This window comes from Paenibacillus sp. PK1-4R (assembly GCF_030369595.1).
GTDB lineage: Bacteria > Bacillota > Bacilli > Paenibacillales > Paenibacillaceae > Paenibacillus.
In genome coordinates this window covers 5,394,817-5,418,422 of record NZ_CP126535.1, presented here as the reverse complement: position 1 = coordinate 5,418,422, position 23,606 = coordinate 5,394,817, and the positions used below count along the sequence as shown (strand labels likewise).

Sequence of the window (23,606 nt, the reverse complement as noted above, 5' to 3'; positions counted from 1 at the left end):
AGGCAAGGCAATCCGTTAAGGAAGTGATGAGCAATGGATTTATTTTCGTTTCAACAAGACTCAAAACCACAAGCTAGATTGCTCGCAGACCGCATGCGGCCAGAGCATCTGGATGAATATATTGGACAGGAACATATTATTGGACCGGGGAAATTACTCCGGCGCGCCATCGAGGCCGATCAGATTTCGTCGATCTTGTTATACGGCCCTCCGGGATGCGGCAAGACAACCTTGGCACATATTATTTCCCAGCAAACGCAAGGACAGTTCGTACGTCTGAATGCAGTAGAAGCTTCCGTCAAGGATGTGCGTGAAGTCATCGAACAGGCGCAAACGAACAAACAGCTGTATGGAACCAAAACTATTCTGTTCCTGGATGAGGTACACCGGTTTAACAGTTCACGTCAGGACGCGCTATTACCAGCGGTAGAGAAGGGCACGATTATTTTTATCGGCGCGACAACAGAGAATCCCTTTCATTATGTCAATGGAGCCTTGATGAGCCGATCCACTCTGTTCCAGCTAGAATCGCTAAATAAGGATCATTCCCTAATTGCAATGCGCAGAGCATTGAGTGATGCGGACAAAGGTCTGGGGTTCATGGAACTGCAGGCGGACGATGAGGCGCTTGAGCATATTGCTACGATGGCCAATGGGGATATTCGACGTGCGCTTAACGCGCTTGAACTGGCTGCGTTGACGACGCCACCGGAGAAAGATGGATCCATTCATATTACGCTTGGTGTAGCAGAAGAGTCTATTCGGCGCCCCATTGTGAAGGCAGATGAATCCACACAGTATGATGTGCTGTCTGCATTTCACAAGAGTATTCGGGGTTCCAGTGATGCGGCTTTGTTCTGGTTTCTATACGCGGTGGAGAAGCTCGGCATGGACCCGATGACCTTCATTCGGCGTCTGATTGCAGCGAGCAGTGAAGATATTGGACTAGCGAACCCGCAAGCTATGACTCAAGCCATTGGAGCACTTGATGCGTACCGGAATAACGGTTGGCCCGAAGCCAAGCTGAACATTGCACAAGCGATTTTGTTTGCAGTCGAAAGTCCGAAATCCAATGCGGTGTATACCGCCATTTCCAAAGCCATGAACGCGATTGATGAGGTGAAATCGGCAGAAGTTCCGCTTCACTTGCGAGATACGCATTATTCCGGTGCCGTGAAGCTTGGACATGAGGGCTATCAATATCCACACAACTATCCGGGGCATTACGTGAAACAAGAATATTTGCCGAAGCAGCTCTCACGGAGAGTATTCTATGAGGCCACGGAGCAGGGGAACGAATCGAAGATCAGGCTGAACCAACAGCGGCGCAGAGAACTGTAAGACAGACAGATCACTCGGGAGATGCACACAACATGAAAGAGCTTTTGTATATAGGGGCGGGTGGATTTCTCGGTACATTAACCCGATATGCCATACAGTTAGCGCTACCAACTGCTCATGTGGGCTTTCCTTGGGCAGTGTTGCTAATCAATGCGATGGGCAGTCTTTTTTTAGGGTGGTTCTTTACCATAGCTGTTCCAGGCAAAATAACACCACAACTTCGACTCGCGATTGGCACAGGTTTTACTGGCGCATTTACGACATTCTCCACGTTTACACTGGATATTGTTCGTTTATCCGAAGGGGGCGAATGGATCAGTCCCACTATTTATATGATCGTAAGTCTGTTGGCAGGGTTGTTGCTCTGTGCGCTGGGAATGAGCCTTGGACATCGTATGTTGGGAGCACAAAGACAAGAGGGTGATGCCTCATGATCCTGTGGATTGGTTTTGCAGGTGTGCTGGGTGCGGTACTGCGTTTCAGTCTGGGAAAATGGGTCTCTGGCTTGCTGGGAACGGCTTTTCCATGGGGAACATGGATCATCAACATCAGTGGTTCACTGCTGCTTGGGCTGTTATACGGGTGGCATCAATCTGCAATGATCTCAGATGGAATCTGGGTGATCTGGGGAACCGGGTTCTGCGGTGCGTACACCACGTTCTCCACCTTTGGCTATGAAACGTTAGGACTTATGGGTCGACAACGATACGCAAGCGCGGCGCTCTACGTCGTCAGTTCGGTTGTAGTTGGGGTGTTGGCCTGCTTGGCAGGAGTCTGGTTGACTGCATAACGAACTATTTTTATATTTTTTGCAAAGAAAAGCAGGAAAAAAGCCATCCTTCATGGTATACATGAAAGACGGCTTTTTTAATAGGGATACACGGTATTGTGTATAATCCGCATTTTAATGGACAAGCTCTATTATTGCATTGCGGGTACAGGTACTTTTTGCACCTGATCGATCGTACCCCCACCCAGGCAGACCTCTCCGTCGTAGAAAACAACGGCTTGTCCTGGCGTAATGGCTTTTTGTTGCTGGTCAAATTGTACCTCCACACTTCCATCTTCCTGCCAGGTCAATGTAACACCTTGATCCGGTTGACGATAGCGGAATTTGGCAGTACAACGGTATGGCACATTAGGCATGTGCTCTGCACCAGCAATCCAGTTCACACCCGTTGCGGTTAGACCTGTGGAGTACAAGCTTGCATGGGCATCGCCCTGAACAACAAGCAGTTGATTCTTCTCCAGATTCTTGTCTGCAACGAACCAGGGTTCACCATTGCCGGAACCGCCAATGCCAAGACCTTGGCGTTGGCCAAGTGTGTAGTACATCAGACCATCATGACGACCTTTGACTTCACCAGTTGCGATATCAACCATGTCTCCACCTTTGGCAGGCAGATAGTTACTCAGGAACTCTTTGAAATTACGCTCACCGATGAAGCAGACACCTGTGCTGTCTTTTTTCTTGGCAGTATACAAACCAGCCGCTTCTGCGATTTTGCGTACTTCCGGTTTGGGCAGATGACCAATCGGGAACATGGCTTTGGACAGCTGGTTCTGATTGAGTGCGTTAAGGAAATACGTTTGATCCTTATTGTTGTCCACACCACGCAGCAACTTGAGTGTGCCATCTTCTTCAATCAGACGAGCATAGTGTCCTGTAGCTACATAATCTGCGCCGAGATCCAGAGCTTTGTTCAGGAATTCACCAAATTTGATCTCACGATTACACATGACATCCGGATTTGGCGTGCGGCCCGACTTATATTCATCAAGGAAATAGGTAAATACTTTATCAAAATACTCTTTCTCGAAGTTGACAGTGTAGTAAGGAATGCCGATCTGTTCACATACGCGGCGTACATCCTCTGAATCTTCTTCAGCGGTACAGTGGCCGAACTCGTCGGTGTCATCCCAGTTTTTCATGAAAATGCCGATGACATCGTACCCTTGCTCTTTCAGCAGCAGTGCGGTAACGGAAGAATCGACACCTCCGGACATGCCAACGACGACCCGTGTATTTTCAATTGTTTTGGACATCGTTATCACCATTTCTATATATAAATGTGTTTCGTTTCTTATTCTAGCATAACCGGACTCAAGATACGATACACCCGGCCAATTTTGGATAGTGTCCACCACAGACGCACATTTTGGAATATCGTCAATCTTTCTTTTCCATAAAGCATGCAGATATGTTAACATTAGCTGAGGGTTATGATCGGAATACGGAGAATTAGAAGGTTAAAGATTAGTTCTATGAATCTCTGCTGTGGACAGATCGTGAAACAAAAGGTCGTGGACCACAGGATAAAATATAAAGTTTCCAATCGTTTCTGAAAATTGAAAGAGGTGACTCCTTTGAAAATATCGACAAAAGGCCGTTACGGCCTCACAATCATGATGGAGCTTGCTGCCAGAACAGGCGAAGGCCCTACATCACTTAAAAGCATTGCCGAGCGCAACCAGCTCTCGGAGCATTACCTGGAGCAGCTGATTGCTCCACTACGTAATGCAGGACTGGTGAAGAGCATTAGAGGTGCTTACGGCGGTTATATCCTTGCGGGTGATCCTGCAACCGTGACTGCAGGCGATGTAATCCGTGTACTGGAAGGGCCAATTTCTCCAGTAGACTTCACGGAGGAAGATGATCCGGCGAAACGTGATCTGTGGTTGCGTATTCGTGACGGGATTGCGGAAGTGCTGGATTCCACAACACTGAAAGACCTGATTACCTTTCAGGATCAGGACAAAAAAGACAGCTACATGTTTTACATTTAAGGTCACTAATTCGTATCACAGAAGACACAATAAAGCCCCCAACTTGGGGGCTTTAGACATGCCAATGGGTACTTTGTTCTTCATTTTTTCTACAGATTACTTTAATTGAGCAGGGACTATGTATTCAAAGCTGCAGATTTACAAGTTGGTCAAGTTGGAGCCTAACTGTCTATCTTGTGAATCAGCGACTTTTTAAGGTTTCTATATCAGCTTCCATGCGTAACTGACGGCGATTCAAAATATCAATGCTGTGCTGATGGGTATTCAATTCGGTAGTTACTTTGCGTTCAGAGGCGGATTGGGAAGCGTCAAGACGTTTCGTAACGGTCAATGTTTCCAGAACAGCTTCTTGAAGAAGCGGAATGTTTTTAGTTTGTTCCTCTATGGTGTCCAGTCTGCTATCCATGGTATTCAGTCTGTCTTCCATCTTTTCAAGACGTACGTCGATACTGTCGAATCGTTTGTCCATTTGTTGAAGCTGATTCAGAATCTGCCCGAGAATGGGATCACTCATGTCTCTCTCTCCTTTTTGAAATGGATATATAACATTATACACGAAGATGTGACAACAGAGCATCCGTTTCAGTTTCCAATTTTGACAGTTTTCCATCAGATAGAAATTTAACATATAACGGGGTGAAGATAAATGAAACGAATTTATTTGGATCACGCCGCATCGACACCTATGCATCCACAAGTCGCAGAAGCGATGATGAACGTCATGACAGGACAATTTGGCAATGCATCAAGTATCCATGCCTTTGGGCGTGAGGCCAAACGGACTGTCAGCGGAGCAAGGGATGTCATTGCGGCGTCTTTGGGCTGTTTCCCGGACGAATTGGTATTCACCGGAGGCGGCACGGAGAGCGACAATCTGGCAATCTTTGGAGTAGTCTCATCCAGGCAGGATAAGGGGAAACACGTCATTACGACTGCAATTGAGCACCATGCTGTCTTGCATACGTGTCAGGAATTGGAGCGGCAAGGTTATGAAGTAACCTATCTATCTGTGGATCGTTATGGACGAATAAATTTGGATGAGTTGCAAGAGGCCATTCGACCGGATACGGTGTTAATCACCATGATGTATGCCAACAATGAAGTAGGCACGATTCAGCCGATCCGCGAGGTAGGTGAGCTTGCCCGTCAGCATAATATCCTTTTCCATACCGATGCAGTTCAGGCTCTGGGCAGCCAGAATATTTCCTGTAAGGAACTGCCTGTGGACCTGATCAGCTTCTCAGCGCATAAAATCAATGGACCTCAGGGCGTGGGTGCACTCTATGTCCGGCGAGGAATTGTGCTGGAAGCAAGAGCTCACGGTGGGTTGCAAGAGCGTCAGCGTCGCGCTGGTACGGAAAATATCGCAGGTATTACCGGATTTGCAGAGGCGCTCAAGATTGCATCAGCACAAACGGAGGCGCATCGGCAGCATGATTTGGAATTGCGTAAACTTTTGTTGGAACAGCTTGAAATTCATGTGGGGACGGAGCACTTTCACGTGAATGGACACCTGGAGCATACGCTGCCAAACATCCTGAATATCAGCTTTCCGGAAGTGTCCACAGAGACGATGTTAATGAATCTGGATATGGAAGGGATTGCTGTTGCAAGCGGTTCTGCCTGCACTTCCGGTTCACTTGAAGTCTCTCATGTGCTCAAAGCGATGAAATTGCCTGAAACATTTTTACACTCTGCGATTCGATTTAGCTGGGGATTGGGTAATACTACGGAAGAAATCATGATAACCGCCGAAAAAATTGGAACCATTCTTGGACGACTGCGTAATAGACCCTAAGGGGAACTTTACACATGGAACAGAAGGAGGGAAGAAGTTCCATTTCATCGGTTGGATAGAAGCGGTTTTGATGATCGGCGTCTGATTGCCACTCATCAACTTTGGGCATACCTAGCAAAAGCGCCGCGCCTATTTAATGATAAGAAGATGAGGGGGACCCAGCGATGAAGCTTCAGGAAATGATCGGACTTGCCGTTTTTGATGTTGAGGACGGGAAGCAGGTCGGTAAAATCCAGGATTTCATTGTGAATGATGATTGGGAGATCGAAGGCATTGAGCTTGAGAACAAAGGTCTGTTTACCAATCATGTCAAAATCGTGCAGTGGCAAGATATCGTTGCCTACGGCGAAGATGCCGTCATGATCCGTAATCAACAGGCTGTCCGCAAGACGGGAGCCGACGACATAAAATACACGTACCTCCTCGGTCGGTCTAAATTGAAGGAGATGTCCGTGCTCACCGAAGAAGGTTTGCTGCTTGGGCGTGTCTCCGATGTTTATTTTGACCAAGAGTTGGGAAATACAATAATAGGGATTGAAATTACGGACGGTTTTGTGTCCGATCTGATCGAGGGCCGCAAATGGCTGCCATGTACAAGCGATATGTCCATCGGGGAAAGTGCCATTATGGTGCCGTCTCTGAGTGAACAACGCTTGGAAAATGCCATTCATTCTGTTAATGGATAGGTGAATGAATATGAAATGTCCAAACTGTAGTTCCAAAGATATCGGGAAAATTGGTTCCCACCAGTTTTATTGCTGGGGATGCTTTATTGAATTAACGGTGAACGGTGAGAAAATGTCTGTATATCAGGTGGAAGAAGACGGTACGCTGAGCTCCCTGGATGATTTGTTCTTCGGGGACGAGCTGCCACAAGACTTCCCTCATATTCACGCTTCTTCTTAATAAGCAGAATAACTTCCTCTATATGCGGTTTCATGACAATGTCTGTCATGGGAGGCTGTCGTTAATTGTTGGCAGATGTATATAGATGCGGTTACATAGTGGTTCGGCTGGTGTATGTATGATTATATGCTAACCTGTACTGCAAAATGCGCTTCCTTCTCTGATGAAGGAGGCGTTTTTTGGGTTTAAGAAAAAAAGTTAGGATTGCTCTTTCCACTTCTGCGCTGTGTTAATAAATATTACCTTTCCTACATATACTGACTCTCAGAGCCAGTCCAAAAGGAGAGATGCAAGTGGAGCAATTAACCAAAAACAAGCTGTTCCGTTACGCGATCTGGCTGCTGCTCGGATTGATCATTTTATATTTTATTTGGCTGCTGCGGCCTTTGCTGCTTCACATATATGCGTTCCTGAAAACAGTGTTGGCACCCTTTATCGTAGCCCTTATCATATCCTATGTACTCAATCCGATTGTCAGCATGCTGGGAGGGCGCAAGGTGCCGCGTACGATTGCGGTACTCCTCATATATGCCTTTTTCCTGACCTGTCTCGGTGTCATTCTGATGAATGTCATTCCGGTATTGATTGAACAGCTGGGGGAACTCAACGAGCATATGCCGGAACTGTCCATGCGTGCACAGAGCCTGATGAACAATATGGATCACAAATTAATGCCGCCAAGTGTGCGAACAGGCATGAACAGTTGGTTTTTTCAGATGGAGGATCGACTAACTCAGGGAATTACCGTGCTCATGGACAATATCGGGGCGACCATTAATGTGTTATTTAATGTGTTTATCGTGCCATTTCTGATCTTTTACATGTTAAAAGACTTTGAGGTGTTTGAGCGCACCATTGTGGCGTATCTGCCGCGTTCACGTCGTAAAGCGATTGTCTCGGTGATGAAAGAGATCGATACTGCACTGGGGAACTACATTCGAGGACAGTTTATTGTCTGTGTCATTGTTGGTATCTTTGCCTACATTGGTTACATCATCATTGATATGCCGTATGCCCTGCTGCTTGCAAGCATCGTAGCTGTGTTTAACATTGTGCCCTATTTGGGGCCGTTCCTTGGAGCTGCTCCTGCTGTGGTCATGGCATCAACTGTATCGTTTAAAATGGTGCTGCTTGTTGTTATTGTGAATACACTGTGCCAGGTGCTGGAGAGCAACGTTATTTCTCCTCAAGTGGTGGGGCGTACGTTGCATCTGCACCCACTGTCGATTATATTTGCACTGCTCGTCGGAGGTGAACTGGCAGGCATTGTAGGTTTAATTCTGGCAGTACCTGTTTTTGCCGTACTGAAGGTGATTGTGCAACACTTTTTCGCCTATTACATCAAACGAAGGACCGACTAAATAGTAGACCTAAAACATCAACTGGCCCGCGTTGACACCCGCTTGTGCTACCGATATAATGAGTGTGTATGTTTAGAACATGAAATCGATGATGAAATAAAGTACGCCGAGGGTTCCTTTCCTCAGAGAAAAGACTTCTTCAGATCAGGGTGAGCCTGAGCTGATGGCTGGAAGAGTCTTGAAAGATGAAGCGGCGGAAAGCTAATTTCGGAGTGCAGGACAACCCTGCCGGGAGCGACCGTTATTTCGCATGAACGAGGAGATTGTTTGTTTGTCCGGGCAGCAAGGGATGAACAGCAATAACCAGGGTGGTACCGCGATAACATCGTCCCTGATTATTCAGGGGCGTTTTTTGTGTTTATTTTTACAAAATCAATGTTGACCAACCGGAGCGAATACGCAACGGACTATTATAATTTAATGGGGGCATCCAGTATGAAAGCCAGTGAAATCCGGTCCAAATGGATAGAGTTTTTTGCAAGTAAAGGTCACAAAATCGAGCCGAGCGCATCGCTCGTACCTCACAACGATCCTTCCCTTCTGTGGATCAATGCGGGTATGGCACCGCTCAAACCATATTTTGATGGACGTGAAAAGCCGGAGAACCCGCGCCTTGCGAACTCCCAAAAATGTATCCGTACCAATGATATCGAGAATGTTGGCAAAACGCGTCGTCACCATACGTTCTTTGAAATGCTCGGCAACTTCTCTATTGGAGATTACTTCAAGGAAGAGACCGTAACATGGGCGTGGGAATTCTTGACCAGCAAAGAGTGGATCGGATTCGATCCGGAGCGTCTGTCCGTAACGGTATATCCGGAAGATGAAGAAGCATTCAAACTGTGGAACGAAAAAGTGGGGCTACCTGCTGAGCGTATCATTAAATTGGATGAAAACTTCTGGGATATCGGCGAAGGCCCGTGTGGACCTTGTACCGAGATCTTCTATGACCGCGGCGAAGCTTATGGAAACGACATGAGTGATCCTGAAATGTATCCAGGTGGGGAAAACGAACGTTATCTGGAAGTATGGAATCTGGTATTCTCCCAGTTCAACCATAACAAAGATGGCAGCTACACACCGCTTCCTAACAAAAACATTGATACAGGTGCAGGTTTGGAGCGTTTTGCTTCCATTCTGCAAAATGTGGATTCCAACTTCGACACAGACCTGTTCCAACCGATGATTCAAAGAACAGCCGCTCTTGCGGGTGTGAAATATAACGACAGCGTAGAGATTGATGTTGCACTGAAAGTCATTGCCGATCATATTCGTACGGTTGCCTTTGCAGTAGGTGATGGCGTTCTGCCAAGTAATGAAGGACGTGGATATGTCATCCGTCGCTTGCTTCGTCGTGCAGTTCGTTATGGAAAAGTGCTTGGACTTGACCGTCCATTCCTGTATGAACTGACTACAACCGTTGGTGAAGTGATGGGAATGTACTACCCTGAGGTAGTGGACAAACAGGAATTCATCGCCAAAGTGATTAAAACCGAAGAAGAGCGTTTCCACGAGACACTCACAGATGGTCTGGCTATTCTGGCTGATATCAGCGGTACTGCCAAATCCGAAGGACGCACGGTTATTAGCGGACCTGAAGCTTTCAAACTGTATGATACGTACGGATTCCCGTTTGACCTGACAGAAGATTATGCCGCAGAGCATGGTCTGACTGTGGATCGTGAAGGTTTTGATGCTTCCATGCAGAAACAACGTGAGCTTGGACGTGCTGGGCGTCAAGAGAACGAGAGCATGAAAGTTCAAGGTGGACCACTTGCTGACCTGGAGGTTAAAAGCGAGTTTGTTGGTTATACTGACCTGTTGACGGAAGCAAAAGTGGTAGCCATCGTAGCTGGTGACGCCCTTGTTGAAACTGTAGGCGAAGGCCAAACGTGTCAGGTTGTTCTGGACAAGACTCCGTTCTACGCGGAAAGTGGCGGTCAAGTGAGTGATCAGGGCTTGCTGCGCGGTGCTGGTGTAACAGCGAAAGTACAAGGTTTGTTCAAAGCTCCACTCGGACAACATGTACATCTGGTGACTGTGGAGTCCGGTGAACTGCGTGTAGGTGATGTGATCAACGCCGAAGTAGACTCAGCGAAACGTGGCGACATTATCAAAAACCATACGGCAACCCACTTGCTGCACAAGGCACTCAAAGATGTGCTCGGCACACACGTAAACCAGGCCGGATCGCTCGTAGAGCCACAGCGTCTGCGGTTTGACTTCTCTCACTTCGGCAGCATCACACCGGAAGAGTTGACAGAGATTGAACGTCAGGTGAATGAACAGGTCTGGAATCGTCTGAACGTGAACATCGAGCTGAAAGCTATTGATGAAGCCAAAGAAATGGGCGCGATGGCCCTGTTTGGCGAAAAATATGGAGATATTGTACGTGTCGTTCAAGTTGGAGACTACAGTTTGGAACTTTGTGGCGGCTGTCACGTAAATAATACTTCAGAGATTGGAATCTTCAAACTGGTGAGCGAGAGCGGAATCGGCTCCGGCGTTCGTCGGATCGAAGCTGTAACTGGCCGCGGCGCATATCTGTATGTGGAAAGCCAGTTGGAACTGCTCAAACAATCAGCAGCACTGCTCAAAGCAAATGTGGCTGATGTACCTAAACGGATTGAAGGTCTGAACCTGCAACTGAAAGAAGCAGCCAGAGAGACTGAATCCCTGCAAAGCAAGCTGAGTGCCATGGAAGCGGGTCAATTGACCGATCAAGTGGTACAAGCAGGAAATACACAATTGCTGGCAGCACGCGTAGATGCTCCGAACATGGATGCACTGCGTACAGTGGCAGATGAGTTGAAAGTAAAATTGCCTAACGCGGTACTCGTATTGGGTGCTCCAGCGGACGGCAAAGTGAATTTTGTTGTAGTTGTACCTGCTGAACAAGTAAAACAAGGACTGCACGCTGGTAAAATCGTCAAAGAAGTCGCAGCAGTATGCGGCGGCGGTGGCGGTGGACGTCCAGATATGGCGCAAGCCGGAGGCAAGGATGCGACCAAGCTGGATGAAGCGCTGAAACTGGCGGTTTCGCTGGTTAGCGGGCATACTGCATAAATCGAACGAGGGCTTTCAAAGGCCAAAAAATAGTTTGAAAGGTTCTGTTCGTTATACGGAGGTTGGATCGGGATGCTTCTTCCCGTCCAACTTTTGTACCTGAGAGCGAGTGGAATCGACTGATGCAATATGCTGAAGCCAGTAAAGGACAAGCAAAAAACACAATTGCCTTATCCTTTGTTTACTTGTGGCAGTCAGAATATGTTATTATATAAACAGAAATCAATTCGGCAGGACATGGTCCCCATGTTCATGCAGGAGCGAGGTGTCATCAATGGACTCCATGGATAAGACGGTTAAATTTAATGTGAAAGGTGACGAACAGGAAGCATCATCCAAAGAGATTCTTCTCACGGTATATGATGCATTGGTCGATAAGGAGTATAATCCGATCAACCAGATTGTTGGGTATCTGATTTCCGGAGACCCGGCATACATTCCTCGTCACAACAACGCACGTAGTCTGGTCCGTAAAAAGGAGCGCGATGAGCTGATTGAAGAGCTTGTACGTTCCTATCTGGCCAATCACCGGTAATGTACGCCGCTTCCGCTGTGTTGCAGCCATGCAGGCAGCGGGAAATGAACCGACAGAAGACAGCCTGAAGCTTGAGAAGGCGATGTTGAATCGACCTGAGCAGGCCCCAGGATGGGAGAGCATGGATGAAAATATTAGGTTTGGACTATGGGGACCGAAGAATCGGAGTTGCCGCGAGTGACGCCTTCGGTTGGACTGCCCAGGGATTGGAAGTGCTAGAACGCCGCCGTGATGAAGGCGAGTTCGCTCGGATTGCCGAACTTGTGCGTGAGCATGAGATTAGTGAGATCGTAGTCGGACTTCCCAAAAACATGAACGGCACCGTAGGACCGCGCGGTGAGATATGCATTGCTTTTGCCGAACGCCTGCGGGATGAACTGAATTTACCTGTTCACCTTTGGGATGAACGGCTGACAACCATGGCAGCAGAACGTACGCTGATCGAAGCGGATGTCAGTCGGAAAAAACGCAAGCAGGTTGTGGACAAAATGGCCGCAAGCTTGATTTTGCAAAATTATTTGGATGCCAATAGTAGAAGGTGAGGGGGATCAACAATGGCTGAAGATCAACTGGGTATGGAAGAAGAAGCGGAAATTATTTACATTGCGGATGACGAGGGTAATGAAGAGGAATTTGAAGTCATCATGAAGTTTGAAGTAGATGGTTCGGAGGCCAAGTACATGATGGTTGCTCCGGTTGAACCTGAAGATGGCGAAACGGATGTATATGCATTCCGTTATGAAGAAGAGGGCGACGATATTAAACTTTTCGTCATCCAAGATGATGCCGAATGGGATATCGTCGAGGAGACGTTTAATACATTTCTTGCTGAAGATGAAGAGGAAGCGAACTAAATGACGGAATATAGCCGCAAAGACCTGAAATGGACAGATTCACTGCGTCTGGCATTCGGTGCTCATGTTGAGCTCGAGGAAGAGAACGGTAAATCACAACCGTATGACTTGTTGGCTGAGTTCGAAGTGAACGGTCAGCAGTACGCGGTGCTCCGCAGTTCGTTGCGACCTTATGACGAGGTTGAACTTCTGCGAGTATCGCCTGGAAGTGAAGACCAGATCATGCCAGAGTTAGTTACGATCGACGATGATGATGAGTGGGAGAACATCTCGGAACTGTATGATGAATGTACTCTCCCCATTGACGAAGATTAAATCAGCTTCAAATTGAAAAAAACCGGGAGGGCGGAGAAGTCCGCTCTTTTTGGTTGTGTAAAGGAGTTGTTTCTTTTTTGAAAGGGAAAGCAATTGTAGTCATACTGCTTATCATTGTAGTTCTTGCCGGAGGCGCAGGCGGTTACGTATGGAGTATGATGCGTCCTGTGGAAGCTTCTACAGAACCGATCGTATTCGAGATTAAGAGCGGATCGGGAACTTCGAAAATCGCGGATCAGCTTCAAGAAGAAGGCCTTATTCGAAGCGGGTTAACCTTTAAAGGGTACTTAAAGTGGAAGAAACTAGGTTCTAATTTCATGGCGGGTACATATTCTATGAATCCTGGCGTGACATATGATGAGATTGTTAGCAAGCTGAGTAGTGGGGAAGTTGTACCTGAGGAAATGGTGAAATTTACGATTCCGGAGGGTTATAACGTTTTGCAAATGGCGGGTAAGCTTTCTTATGAGCATGTTGTAGATCGGGATGAATTCATCAAGCTGGCCAATGATCCCTCGGCCTTTGATGTAGATATCATCAAAGATATTCCAGTGGATGAAGAACTTCGCTACGTATTGGAAGGGTATCTATTCCCGGAGACCTACGAGCTGAAAAAGGGAAGTTCCACGCATGATGTGATGCAACGGATGCTGGAAGAATTCCAGACCAAGATTAATTCCATTCCTGATTTGGAAGCCAAGCTTAAGGAAAAGAACCTATCCCTGCATGAACTGCTGACGATTGCATCACTTGTGGAGAAAGAAGTTGTGGTGGATGAGGAACGTGCTCTGGTTGCAGGTGTAATCTACAATCGGATCAATCAGGATATGAAGTTGGAGATTGATGCTACCGTGCAATATCTGCTCGATAGGCCAAAGGAACGATTGTTTTACAAAGATCTTAAGGTGAAAAGTCCGTATAATACGTATCTGAATAAAGGCTTGCCACCAGGTCCAATTGCCAGTCCAAGTCTTCCGTCCATTGAGGCAGCGCTAAATCCGGAAGCTTCGGAGTATCTGTTCTATGTGACAAAAAAGGATGGCTCATCTGGACATCTATTTGCCAAAACGTATAAGGAACACCAGCAAAATATAGCCAAAAGTAAGGCTGCGCAATAAGCGGAGGGGATTATATGAGTAAGAAACATGAACTGCTTGTTACAGCGGCGAATGTGAAAGAGGCAGAAGTGCTGCTCCAGGCGGGAGCAGATGCTCTGGTTATTGGAGATGATCGATTCGGCATGCGTCTTCCAGGCAGCTTTAGCGTGGAAGAGACAGCAGAGGTGGTTGCCATTGCAGCCAAACATCAGGCGCGTGTGTATGTATCCATGACTAATCTGATGTCCAACGAATTGTTAAAAGAATTGCCTGAATATGTTCAAGCACTTGGCAGAATCGGTATTGATGGTGTGGAGTTTAATGATCCATCTGTGCTGTCTACCATGAAGGAATACGCGCCACATGTGAAGCTGCACTGGAATGCGGAGATGACTTCAACGAACTATGCGACAGCCAACTATTGGGGAACTAAGGGAGCGAGTCGTGTTGTGCTTGCCCGTGAGTTGAATATGGACGAGTTGACCGAAATGGTTCCTTTTTTGAAGGTGGAAGCTCAGGTTCAGGTGCATGGTATGACGAATATTTATCATTCCAAGCGCAGTCTGGTGCAAAGTTACATGGCTCATCAAGGGCGGCCGGTTGAGGGACATCTGGGCAAAGAACGGGGATTGTTCCTGATCGAGGCTGAACGCCGGGATGAGAAGTTTCCGATCTATGAGGACATTAACGGCACGCACATTATGAGTTCTGAGGATATATGTATCCTCGAAGATCTTCATCTGTTGATGGAAGCGGGTGTGCACAGTTTCAAAATTGAAGGTATGTTAAAATCACTTACCTACAATGAAGCTGTTGTACGTGCATATCGGACAGCGATTGACAGTTATGTAGCCGATGCTGATGCATATGCGTTCTCTGAAGAGTGGCTCGCTGAGGTACGGAAGTTACAGGACCCTGAACGTGAATTGTCGTTTGGATTTTTCTATAAAGAACAAGTGTATTAATAGACGAGGTGAACAGAATGGAAACAGTGGCGGTACAGCGGAAGTTCTCGGGTAAACGTAACCGTCTGGACAAACCGGAGTTGCTAGCTCCGGCGGGTAATCTGGAAAAACTGAAATTTGCGATCCATTACGGTGCAGATGCCGTTTATATCGGTGGACAGGCCTATGGACTGCGTTCCAACGCGGATAACTTTAGCTTTGAAGAGATGCGTGAAGGTGTGGAGTTTGCCAAAAAGTATGGAGCCAAAGTGTTCGTAGCGACGAACATCTATGCACATAATGAGGATGTTGAGGGTATCGAAACATACCTGCAAAACCTCTATAATGCGGGAATCTCTGCGATCATCGTAGCCGATCCAGCTATTATTGAAGTAGCCCTTCGTGCTGTGCCAGGCCTTGAGGTACATCTAAGTACTCAACAATCCACACTCAACTGGCAAGCCGTGAAGTTCTGGAAAGATGAAGGACTTCCACGTGTTGTTCTCGGACGTGAGACCAGCTTTGAAGAGATTGAAGAGATCAAGGCCAATGTGGATATTGAAATTGAAGCCTTTATTCACGGGGCAATGTGTTCCTCGTATTCCGGACGTTGTGTACTATCCAATCACTTTACGGATCGGGACTCCAACCGGGGTGGCTGTTGCCAGTCTTGTCGCTGGAAGTATGATCTGTTCGAGGATGCGAGAGAAGATACGGTGTGGGTCAGCGAAGAGGACATGCAGATGAAGGCACCTGCGCCATTCAAACTGGGTGAGAATCAGCTTCCTCTGTTCCAGGAACAGGATAATTCATTCTCCATGGGATCTAAGGATCTGTGCATGATTGGCCATATTCCCGAGTTGATTGATGTGGGCGTGGACAGTTTCAAGATCGAAGGACGTATGAAATCGATCCACTACGTGGCAACTGTGGTTAATGTATACCGTCAAGCTATTGACTCCTATATGGCAGACCCGGAAAATTATGTTCTGAAACCTGAATGGGTTGAAGAAATGAACAAAGCGGCGAATCGCCCGCTGAATACCGGATTTTTCTATGATACACCAGACCATGAAGATCATATCTATGAACCGGAAGAAAAGGCTGTACCTTTTGACTTCGCTGGATTGGTCATGGGATATGATGCTGAAACAGGAATGGCAACCATTCAACAGCGCAATCACTTCAAACCAGGACAGGAAATCGAATTTTTCGGTCCGGGAGGTCACTTTTTCAAACAGGTGGTCGGTGAAATACAGGATGAAGAAGGCAATGTTCTAGATGCTGCTCGTCACCCGTTGCAACTGATTAAAATGAAGGTAGATCAACCGGTTTCGTACTTCGATATGATGAGAAAAAAGAAATAGGCTCAAATACCTATAATGTGTCAATATTGTATTATGATTTAACAATATAGTGTTATGAAATTTACATGGGGACCTCCGTTTATCGGCAGATGGGGGTCTTTTTTTTATAGAAAAATAGGAATAAAGTTGTAAAATATTTCTGGAAAGTGAAAGGGGAACGAAGAAAGCTGTCGAATACTACATATTTATAGGGGAGAGAAAGAAAAATCCAACAAGTAAATTACTGGCAGGTGAATGGGATTGGTTCAAAAGAAGCAGAACGACAGTGGGGAGCAAGTGACAAAAGCCGAGCAGGTTAATCCTGAGAAGGTTCAGAAAGTGAAGAAAGAAAAAGTAGTCAAAAGCAAAACAACAGGCAGTGGCAAAAGAATGTTTAAGATTGACCGCAGCAAGCTCAAGCTGGGCTGGATCAAGACCGATTGGGTGAAGAAACAATTAAAAAACCGGGATTGGAAAAACTTTGGGGGGGCTTCTTTCGAACAGATTAAGAAGGCAAATCCGGTTAAATCCGTAGGGGTTAAACTGTTCTTGATCTTCTTTGCTGGAATTATGATTTTTGTAGTAAGTTTAGGTCTATTATCCTATTCAAAAGCCAAAGGTACGATAGAGAAAAATGCCTCACGTGCCAATCAGGAGACCATTGATCAGACCAAACAAAAAATGGACATTATTTTGGAGAGGTTTGTGGATACATCCACACAGATTTTCTTTGATCCGGAAATGCAGTCCTTGCTACAAAAAATGTCAGATCAAAATCTGACTGCGTATGATACATTCATAAACTCAAGTTCAATCAACAAGCAATTGTCCAATGTTGCATTTACAAATAAATCTATGGAAGCGATTTATTTGGTACCTACGGACGATACAAAGTCCATTATGGGTACAGGTAGCAACAGTTCATCCATGGGCAACATTCGCCAGGAAGCATGGTACAGTGAGTTGATTGAGGCGGGCGGTTATCGCTGGCTTCCAACAGAGGTCAAGGAAGATGGCTCAACCCCAACGTTTAAAATCGCACGTTCCATGAAAAACTTGCAGGGGACTACTCAGTCGTATGTTCTGGTTATTGAACTGAAACTGGAAGTTTTGGAGGAACAACTGAAATCGCTTGATCTGGGGCCAGGAGCTATTCTTCAACTGATTGCTCCGGATAATAAAGTGGTTGCATCCTCGATCTCGGATCGTACGGGACAAGATACAGAGCTTGCATTTGTCAAAGAGTTGACCGAACCAGCAGGTAGCACGAATACGGAGTATACGGTAGATGGCAAATCTACGGAAATGCTGGCTGTATACAGTACGATGGATACATCCAATTGGAAACTGGTTGGTATGATACCTACCTCTGTTTTGGTTCAGGATGCAAAGGGTATTCTGACCCTAACCCTGTGGATGGCGCTGATTGATGCGGGGATTGCAGTATTGATTGGAATCTGGATGGTGCGTATGATCGCTCGTCCACTTGGCAAATTGAAAGACCTGATGCAGGAAGGTGCGAAAGGTAATCTTAAAGTTCGTACACCATACAGCTCCAAAGATGAAATTGGTCAGCTCTCATCTGCCTTCAATCTGATGATGGAGCAGATTACTAAGCTGGTTGAACAAACCAATCGTTCTGCGCAGGAAGTATTGGATACAGCCTCTGAGCTGAGCAGTGCATCCAAGAAAACGGCTGTATCTGCTTCGGAGATCGCCGTAGCTACAGAGGAGATCGCAGGCGGTGCAGGCAGCTTGGCAACTGAAGCGGAACGTGGTAATGAATTAACTGACAATATCTCTCGTCAGATGCAGAGTGTAATCGCTGCTAATGAACAGATGGGTGATTCTGCTCGTCATGTAGAGAAGTCCAGTCAGACAGGAACACAACATCTGAATCAGTTGATGACCAAAACCCAGAAGACAGAAGAAATGATTGGTGCACTGGTGAATAAGGTTGATTCGCTGAAAGAGAGCACGTCCTCTGTTCTGAAAGTGCTTGAAGTGCTGCAAAACATAACGAAACAGACAAATATCCTTTCCCTGAATGCGACCATTGAAGCAGCACGTGCCGGTGCAGCCGGACGCGGATTCATGGTGGTGGCAGATGAGGTTCGTCAGCTTGCGGCTCAATCCAGACAATCCATTGAGATGGTTGGAGAGATCACAGACAAAATCATGACTGAAATGAATGAGACCGTGGATGCTTTGTCTGCAGCTTATCCATTATTCAAGGAACAGATGGATGCGGTTAAAGATACCAACGTCATCTTTGCTTCCGTACAGGAACAGATGGGTGCATTTGTGGAACGTCTGGGCATGGTGACAGGTTCTATTGGAGAATTAAACAAATCCCAAGGTACATTGTCTGAAGCCATGAGTAATGTCAGCGCTGTAGCTGAAGAATCTTCTGCAACGTCTCAAGAAGTAGCTTCCTTGAGCAGTGAACAGCAAAATATCAGTAACCAGCTGGTCAATCTGTCTGGCAAACTGGAGAATGTGTCCACTGAACTGAAAGAAACCTTGTCACGCTTTACGGTGTAACAAGCCAAGGTTGAAATGAGGAGAACCTGTCCCGCACATGGGACAGGTTTTCTTTTTGTTTACCGGATAATTCCAAGTCATATCAGCAATAATATGGTCAAAACGACAAAAGGTGAGATTGGGATGCATCTCCTTGCGAAACGGCGAATCTATATAACTTGTATTCTTCTAACTCTTGTCTTTGGATTGCTTATATTACGATTGGGATGGGTCCAGATCGTTCAGGTGAATCAGACGATGCCTGGATTTCACCGCACGGTACGTGAAATGTCTGTATTGCAGCGTGAACGCGGGGTGATGCTTGACCCGGGGCGGGGACAATTTACGGATTACAAAGGTGAAGCGTTGACTGGTAAGCTGCAATGGGGACTGGTTCTTTTTCCACAGACAGGTCCATTAGAGAAATTACGCAAGCATGGGACATTAGAAGGCTCCAAGATGACAGAGTTAGCAGCTATATTACATACCGATCTAGATCAATTGAAGAAGGAATGGATTCAGGAAAGTATTCCTCATTTCTGGACAGCAGGTACACATCAGCCTGTTCATTTGACCGCTGCTCAGGTGGAGCGCCTACGTAGTTTGCATCTGCAAGGAGCTGGCATCTATCCGATGATGACAAGGTATCTACAGGGGCATACAGGGATGCAGTGGATGGGTTATCTGGCTGAACAGCCTGAGTCCTCCAAAGTTCTAAATGGGCATCAGGATGAAGTAAAACAGCCATTTGCTATGAAATCAGGGGCAGCTGGGCTGGAGAGGACACTTGAACCGCTGTTAAGGGGAATTGGCCCTACGCTTGTATCACGCATGGTCTCAGGTGGTGGAGAGATTATCCCTGATATTCAGCCGCACGTCATTGCACCGGCCAATAGCCATTATCCTTTACATGTAGAAACCACAGTGGATGCTGAGTTACAGCGTGGGTTGGAGGAGTTGACACAAGAATCTGGATTACAAGAAGGGGCCATTGTTGTGTTAGATGCCGCTAACGCAGATGTTCGCGCCATGATCTCCCGCCCTTTCTATCAGCCACAACATGTGAACCCTAAAGAATCGTCCTGGGGGAATCGTGCAGTACAGGGAGCCGTACCGGGTTCCATTTTCAAAATTGTCACTGCGGCTGCTGCTTTGGAGTATCATGCGGTTTCTAACGGAGAAGAATTCCATTGCGGTGGTGAGTACGGAAGATATGGGCTGTCTTGCTGGAAGGAGCATGGTCATGGAGACCTGAATCTGGAGCAAGGATTCGCTGAGTCTTGTAACATCGTATTCGCGGAAACGGCGCGCAGGCTTAGTATGGAACAACTGGAGAACACGGCAGATCGTCTGGGGCTCGGGCGTCCGATTGGCTGGGAGGGGAAGCAGATGGCAGGAATGCCCGTGTTACGACACTTTGATCATGAGGATCACGGGCGTGTGAGAACAGAGGCTGTTTCTTCTGCTGATGAAGGTGCGAAAATACAGACAGCAATCGGTCAGCGCGATGTCTTGGTCACACCGCTGCAAGCTGCCAATCTGATCGTTACACTGTTACATGATGGAAAGGTTAGTGCCCCACGTCTCGTTAAGCGCATCCGATATGCGGATGGTGGCACCATGCTGGAGATGCCCTTGCATGATTCACCTTCAGCATCAGGACAGATTGCTCCCGCAACAGCGCATAAACTGTTATCCTGGATGAATAAGGTAGTCCGTGAGGGAACAGGAAAATCCCTGCAGCGTGCACGGTGGCATGTTGCAGGGAAATCAGGTACAGCTCAGGTACAGAAACATGGGGAGAAGCGCAACAATCAATGGTTCATTGGTTATGGTCCGGTAGAACAACCCCAATATGCTGTAGCCGTTCTTGTTCAAAATGTCTCTCCTGACAGCCAACATCAGGCGACGGCTCTCTTCAGGAAGGTGATGGACTATTTGGCTGAGTCCTCATGATCCTTCGCAGAAACGGGACGTTGTACAGTAGACTCGGCAGAATTCGCTGAGGCCTTATTAACGGGTGGGTCCATGACTAATGGAGAGGATTCAAATTCATCTTTTGGCAGGTGAATCCACTTTTGCAGGTACCCTTGTTGTAACAGTTCTTTCAGAAGGATCAGAAGCACTGGAGATAACACTACACCAGCCAGGCCAAAGATCGAAAGGGAGATCAGCATAAACGAAAGCATCAAGTACGCCGAAGATACACCAATCGAGTTACCCGATATTTTCGGTTCCAGCAATTGTCTTGTCAGCATCGTCACTGCCAGAATCACAATCAGGCCAATCGCCAGGCTACTATTGCCAATAATGAATAGGTAGACGATCCATGGAATAAACACAACAGGAACGCCAAGCAATGGTACCAGATCAAAAACCGCACAAACTGCTGCAATGGTAAACGCGTTAGAGGTTCCCAAAATCAACAAACCTGCATAAATCAATACAAACGTAATGAGCATCATGATCATCTGTGCCTTCAGATACGAGCGGATCGTCTTGAACACGTGATTACGCATGAATTCAATAGCTAACTTTAATGTTTTGGGCGTTTTCGCACGGGCGAACTTGCGCCAGGATTCAATCTCGATACTGAGGAAAAATGCCAGAATAATCGCAATTCCGAAATTCGTAATAAACGAAGAGAATGAACTGAGGAAACCTACGACGAATTGCGCTCCGCTAGTTACCCATTTGGACAGGAACCCGGTCAGTGTTGCAAAATAATCATTCGCTTTTTCCATAACTCCATCAGGGAGAGCGTCTGACTTGTCCTGAATGAACAACACCAGATTGGTGAATTCACGTTGTATCATTTCAATGTATACGGGGAAATTATCTTGAAGATTGGAAATTTGTGAAATGATAATTAAACCTACACCAAAAAAAGCAGCGACAATCAATGCAAGAAACAACAAGACGGAGATGGCGGCTCCCAGTGTCTTGGGTAATCCTTTGCGATGTAAAAATTTGGCCAGCGGTTCAATCATCCAATACACAATGAATGATAGAAAGACCGGTGCAGCCACTTGGTATAATTGACTGAAACCGTACATGATCACATACACGGTTAATACGAGCAACGCGATGTCAAAGACAGTTCGCCCGTATTTTTTGTAAAGCGGTAACATGGACATGGCTCCTTTGATGGCAATAATTAGATTGTATTTATTGTACACGATAGCTATCTTTTTGGGAAAACAGGATTCAAGAAAAGTCTGAACTATGATAAAATTAAAGGCGGTTTATTTTAGATAGTGCCATTGTGCACCGTAATTCAGCATGAGAAGTGGGGAGCTTGTATCATGACAACGATACTTCATAGTATTTTACTGTGGTTATTGTATCTTTCATCTTTTTACGCCTTTATTCCAAGTTTGATTAGCAGGCTTTTTGGTTTTCGTGTATTTCGACGGGGAAGAAGTGATACACAATTTGCATTAACGTTTGACGATGGGCCAGATCCACATTATACGCCGAGACTGCTCGATCTGCTTCGTCAGCATCAAGCAAAAGCCACATTTTTTGTCGTTGGAGAACATGCTTCGAGTCATCCTGAACTCATACAGCGCATACATGAGGAAGGTCATCTTATTGGCATTCATAATTATATTCACAAGACGAACTGGCTCATGCGGCCACGTACCGTTCGAGATCAGATTCAGCGAACAGGTCAGATTATTCATGAAGTAACCGGCGTGAAGACTTGTTATTATCGTCCACCGTGGGGGATTATGAACTTGTTTGATTTTTTCAGCAAGAAAGAACGAAAGATTGTACTGTGGTCTTCCATGTTTGAAGACTGGAGAAGCCGAGTAGGTGCCCAGAGATTGACCGAACGGATGCTGAAGGAACTGAGAGGTGGAGAGGTCATGCTGCTGCATGATCGAGGAACGACCCTTGGTGCAGATGCACACGCGCCGGAGCAGATGCTTCAGGCGCTGGAAGTCGTATTACAGGAAGCTGAACGGCTAGGCCTGCAAAGTGTACGCGTTGATACGTTGATGGGAGGTATCACAGTGAGCGAATCTCAGAACAAAACGCAATTACAGACACCATTGAAGCTATGGAAACGAACCGTTGTTGCCTTATGGCTGGGCTGGGAGAAGTTGTTCCACTGGGTATATCATCTACGGACGGCTTCGCCAGAGGACCCAATGCTGCACTTCAGATCACGAGTATATCACGGAGCGCGGGTGGAGATGAATGATGGCCATGTTATTCAAAATGGAGATCCGGTGATAGAACTACATTTTGACAATCAGAAGTTGTTTGAACTTGGAGTGACATCACGTTCCAGTATGCATTTGGCTATTCGCATGATTCGGACCATGGAACAGCAATTGCCGGATCTGGCACGCATGGTGGCACTCGAACCGGAGTTACGCTCTGCCAAGGCGATATACGGTGTGAGCATGATTAACAGAGGCCCAGAAAAATTCGGATTTACCATACAAGAATTGCCTCCTGGACCGTTCAGTGCTGCATCCAAAGTATACTTGAAGCTGCTGTTAAGTGTAATCCACCCGGCAGGAACCAAACGTCTGAAACAGCGAACAGAACAATTGGTACCCAAGATGATTGCCATGCCGCTGGATCTACTGTTGGAACGTTACGGTCAACATACGATGCAGGTGGCGGCAACGGTAGAAGAATCCAGAGATGAATCGTTGTTAATTGAACAAGAGATAATACCAGAGCGGAACTAAACGGACTGATCCCACCAACCAGCA

General features: G+C 46.6%; 22 protein-coding genes. 19 read left to right on the top strand and 3 right to left on the bottom strand.

The annotated features are described in order from the left end of the window. Nucleotides 1-33: 33 nt before the first annotated feature. From QNO02_RS23525 to crcB, 3 genes are read left to right on the top strand one after another with little or no spacing between them, the layout of a single operon-like run. Complete coding sequence (locus QNO02_RS23525; RefSeq protein ID WP_133385886.1) at nt 34-1,341, top strand: replication-associated recombination protein A; 1,308 nt, start codon at nt 34-36, stop codon at nt 1,339-1,341. Between the two features lie 32 nt (nt 1,342-1,373). Beyond that, nucleotides 1,374-1,775, top strand: a complete 402-nt coding sequence (locus tag QNO02_RS23520; protein ID WP_289390226.1) for a FluC/FEX family fluoride channel — start codon at nt 1,374-1,376, stop codon at nt 1,773-1,775. Continuing rightward, nucleotides 1,772-2,131, top strand: a complete 360-nt coding sequence (gene crcB, locus QNO02_RS23515; RefSeq protein WP_289390224.1) for a fluoride efflux transporter CrcB — start codon at nt 1,772-1,774, stop codon at nt 2,129-2,131. Before QNO02_RS23520 ends, crcB begins: the two co-directional genes overlap by 4 nt. A 131-nt stretch (nt 2,132-2,262) precedes the next feature. On the opposite strand, the gene mnmA is transcribed toward crcB, so the two are convergent. Then, nucleotides 2,263-3,387: a tRNA 2-thiouridine(34) synthase MnmA gene (gene mnmA, locus QNO02_RS23510; protein ID WP_289390223.1), complete on the bottom strand. Its 1,125-nt coding sequence runs from the start codon at nt 3,385-3,387 to the stop codon at nt 2,263-2,265. Nucleotides 3,388-3,708: 321 nt separating this feature from the next. Between mnmA and cymR the strand changes: the two genes are divergently transcribed. Beyond that, the gene (gene cymR, locus QNO02_RS23505) at nt 3,709-4,128 is read left to right on the top strand and encodes a cysteine metabolism transcriptional regulator CymR (protein WP_076212458.1); all 420 of its coding nucleotides are present in this window, start codon (nt 3,709-3,711) and stop codon (nt 4,126-4,128) included. Between the two features lie 181 nt (nt 4,129-4,309). Here the strand turns inward: cymR and QNO02_RS23500 are convergent, their stop codons facing one another. Next, nucleotides 4,310-4,642, bottom strand: a complete 333-nt coding sequence (locus tag QNO02_RS23500) for a hypothetical protein (RefSeq protein ID WP_091027670.1) — start codon at nt 4,640-4,642, stop codon at nt 4,310-4,312. 132 nt (nt 4,643-4,774) lie between these two features. Between QNO02_RS23500 and QNO02_RS23495 the strand changes: the two genes are divergently transcribed. The 14 genes from QNO02_RS23495 (at nt 4,775) to QNO02_RS23430 (ending at nt 20,829) form a co-directional block, all read left to right on the top strand. Beyond that, on the top strand, nt 4,775-5,926 hold the full coding sequence (locus QNO02_RS23495) for a cysteine desulfurase family protein (RefSeq protein ID WP_289390219.1): 1,152 nt from the start codon (nt 4,775-4,777) through the stop codon (nt 5,924-5,926). Between the two features lie 164 nt (nt 5,927-6,090). After that, complete coding sequence (locus QNO02_RS23490) at nt 6,091-6,612, top strand: PRC-barrel domain-containing protein (RefSeq protein WP_017686814.1); 522 nt, start codon at nt 6,091-6,093, stop codon at nt 6,610-6,612. 10 nt (nt 6,613-6,622) lie between these two features. Further along, nucleotides 6,623-6,832, top strand: coding sequence for a YrzR-like zinc ribbon domain (locus tag QNO02_RS23485; RefSeq protein WP_091027674.1), 210 nt, complete (start codon nt 6,623-6,625; stop codon nt 6,830-6,832). Between the two features lie 293 nt (nt 6,833-7,125). After that, nucleotides 7,126-8,193: an AI-2E family transporter gene (locus QNO02_RS23480; RefSeq protein WP_091027676.1), complete on the top strand. Its 1,068-nt coding sequence runs from the start codon at nt 7,126-7,128 to the stop codon at nt 8,191-8,193. A 435-nt stretch (nt 8,194-8,628) separates the two neighbouring features. Next, nucleotides 8,629-11,259, top strand: a complete 2,631-nt coding sequence (gene alaS, locus QNO02_RS23475; RefSeq protein WP_289390213.1) for an alanine--tRNA ligase — start codon at nt 8,629-8,631, stop codon at nt 11,257-11,259. A 274-nt stretch (nt 11,260-11,533) separates the two neighbouring features. After that, on the top strand, nt 11,534-11,794 hold the full coding sequence (locus QNO02_RS23470; RefSeq protein WP_036616950.1) for an IreB family regulatory phosphoprotein: 261 nt from the start codon (nt 11,534-11,536) through the stop codon (nt 11,792-11,794). Nucleotides 11,795-11,919: 125 nt separating this feature from the next. After that, complete coding sequence (gene ruvX / locus QNO02_RS23465) at nt 11,920-12,336, top strand: Holliday junction resolvase RuvX (RefSeq protein WP_062835871.1); 417 nt, start codon at nt 11,920-11,922, stop codon at nt 12,334-12,336. A gap of 12 nt (nt 12,337-12,348) precedes the next feature. Then, complete coding sequence (locus tag QNO02_RS23460) at nt 12,349-12,648, top strand: DUF1292 domain-containing protein (RefSeq protein WP_017686820.1); 300 nt, start codon at nt 12,349-12,351, stop codon at nt 12,646-12,648. After that, the gene (locus QNO02_RS23455) at nt 12,649-12,963 is read left to right on the top strand and encodes a DUF1292 domain-containing protein (protein ID WP_047844066.1); all 315 of its coding nucleotides are present in this window, start codon (nt 12,649-12,651) and stop codon (nt 12,961-12,963) included. A gap of 77 nt (nt 12,964-13,040) precedes the next feature. Then, nucleotides 13,041-14,081, top strand: coding sequence for an endolytic transglycosylase MltG (gene mltG, locus QNO02_RS23450; RefSeq protein WP_249911893.1), 1,041 nt, complete (start codon nt 13,041-13,043; stop codon nt 14,079-14,081). Between the two features lie 14 nt (nt 14,082-14,095). Next, nucleotides 14,096-15,025 (top strand): peptidase U32 family protein, encoded by a 930-nt coding sequence (locus QNO02_RS23445; protein WP_289390210.1) that lies wholly within the window; start codon nt 14,096-14,098, stop codon nt 15,023-15,025. 17 nt (nt 15,026-15,042) lie between these two features. After that, the gene (locus tag QNO02_RS23440; RefSeq protein ID WP_091027680.1) at nt 15,043-16,371 is read left to right on the top strand and encodes a peptidase U32 family protein; all 1,329 of its coding nucleotides are present in this window, start codon (nt 15,043-15,045) and stop codon (nt 16,369-16,371) included. 234 nt (nt 16,372-16,605) lie between these two features. Then, entirely contained in the window at nt 16,606-18,894 is a 2,289-nt protein-coding gene (locus tag QNO02_RS23435) for a methyl-accepting chemotaxis protein (protein ID WP_091027682.1), read from the top strand. Between the two features lie 123 nt (nt 18,895-19,017). Then, nucleotides 19,018-20,829, top strand: coding sequence for a peptidoglycan D,D-transpeptidase FtsI family protein (locus tag QNO02_RS23430; RefSeq protein ID WP_289390209.1), 1,812 nt, complete (start codon nt 19,018-19,020; stop codon nt 20,827-20,829). Here QNO02_RS23430 and QNO02_RS23425 read toward each other — a convergent pair. Beyond that, nucleotides 20,808-22,004, bottom strand: coding sequence for an AI-2E family transporter (locus QNO02_RS23425; RefSeq protein ID WP_289390208.1), 1,197 nt, complete (start codon nt 22,002-22,004; stop codon nt 20,808-20,810). The two genes, QNO02_RS23430 and QNO02_RS23425, sit on opposite strands and share 22 nt — an antisense overlap. A 174-nt stretch (nt 22,005-22,178) precedes the next feature. Here QNO02_RS23425 and QNO02_RS23420 point away from each other — a divergent pair, with 174 nt between their 5' ends. Beyond that, nucleotides 22,179-23,582, top strand: a complete 1,404-nt coding sequence (locus QNO02_RS23420) for a polysaccharide deacetylase family protein (protein WP_289390207.1) — start codon at nt 22,179-22,181, stop codon at nt 23,580-23,582. Nucleotides 23,583-23,606: the final 24 nt, after the last annotated feature.

Coding starts and splice junctions, on each gene's coding strand:
- QNO02_RS23525 (WP_133385886.1), top strand. CDS start 34: ATGGATTTATTTTCGTTTCAACAAGACTCAAAACCACAAGCTAGATTG.
- QNO02_RS23520 (WP_289390226.1), top strand. CDS start 1,374: ATGAAAGAGCTTTTGTATATAGGGGCGGGTGGATTTCTCGGTACATTA.
- crcB (WP_289390224.1), top strand. CDS start 1,772: ATGATCCTGTGGATTGGTTTTGCAGGTGTGCTGGGTGCGGTACTGCGT.
- mnmA (WP_289390223.1), bottom strand. CDS start 3,387: ATGTCCAAAACAATTGAAAATACACGGGTCGTCGTTGGCATGTCCGGA.
- QNO02_RS23500 (WP_091027670.1), bottom strand. CDS start 4,642: ATGAGTGATCCCATTCTCGGGCAGATTCTGAATCAGCTTCAACAAATG.
- QNO02_RS23495 (WP_289390219.1), top strand. CDS start 4,775: ATGAAACGAATTTATTTGGATCACGCCGCATCGACACCTATGCATCCA.
- QNO02_RS23490 (WP_017686814.1), top strand. CDS start 6,091: ATGAAGCTTCAGGAAATGATCGGACTTGCCGTTTTTGATGTTGAGGAC.
- QNO02_RS23485 (WP_091027674.1), top strand. CDS start 6,623: ATGAAATGTCCAAACTGTAGTTCCAAAGATATCGGGAAAATTGGTTCC.
- alaS (WP_289390213.1), top strand. CDS start 8,629: ATGAAAGCCAGTGAAATCCGGTCCAAATGGATAGAGTTTTTTGCAAGT.
- QNO02_RS23470 (WP_036616950.1), top strand. CDS start 11,534: ATGGACTCCATGGATAAGACGGTTAAATTTAATGTGAAAGGTGACGAA.
- ruvX (WP_062835871.1), top strand. CDS start 11,920: ATGAAAATATTAGGTTTGGACTATGGGGACCGAAGAATCGGAGTTGCC.
- QNO02_RS23460 (WP_017686820.1), top strand. CDS start 12,349: ATGGCTGAAGATCAACTGGGTATGGAAGAAGAAGCGGAAATTATTTAC.
- QNO02_RS23455 (WP_047844066.1), top strand. CDS start 12,649: ATGACGGAATATAGCCGCAAAGACCTGAAATGGACAGATTCACTGCGT.
- QNO02_RS23445 (WP_289390210.1), top strand. CDS start 14,096: ATGAGTAAGAAACATGAACTGCTTGTTACAGCGGCGAATGTGAAAGAG.
- QNO02_RS23440 (WP_091027680.1), top strand. CDS start 15,043: ATGGAAACAGTGGCGGTACAGCGGAAGTTCTCGGGTAAACGTAACCGT.
- QNO02_RS23435 (WP_091027682.1), top strand. CDS start 16,606: ATGGGATTGGTTCAAAAGAAGCAGAACGACAGTGGGGAGCAAGTGACA.
- QNO02_RS23430 (WP_289390209.1), top strand. CDS start 19,018: ATGCATCTCCTTGCGAAACGGCGAATCTATATAACTTGTATTCTTCTA.
- QNO02_RS23425 (WP_289390208.1), bottom strand. CDS start 22,004: ATGTTACCGCTTTACAAAAAATACGGGCGAACTGTCTTTGACATCGCG.
- QNO02_RS23420 (WP_289390207.1), top strand. CDS start 22,179: ATGACAACGATACTTCATAGTATTTTACTGTGGTTATTGTATCTTTCA.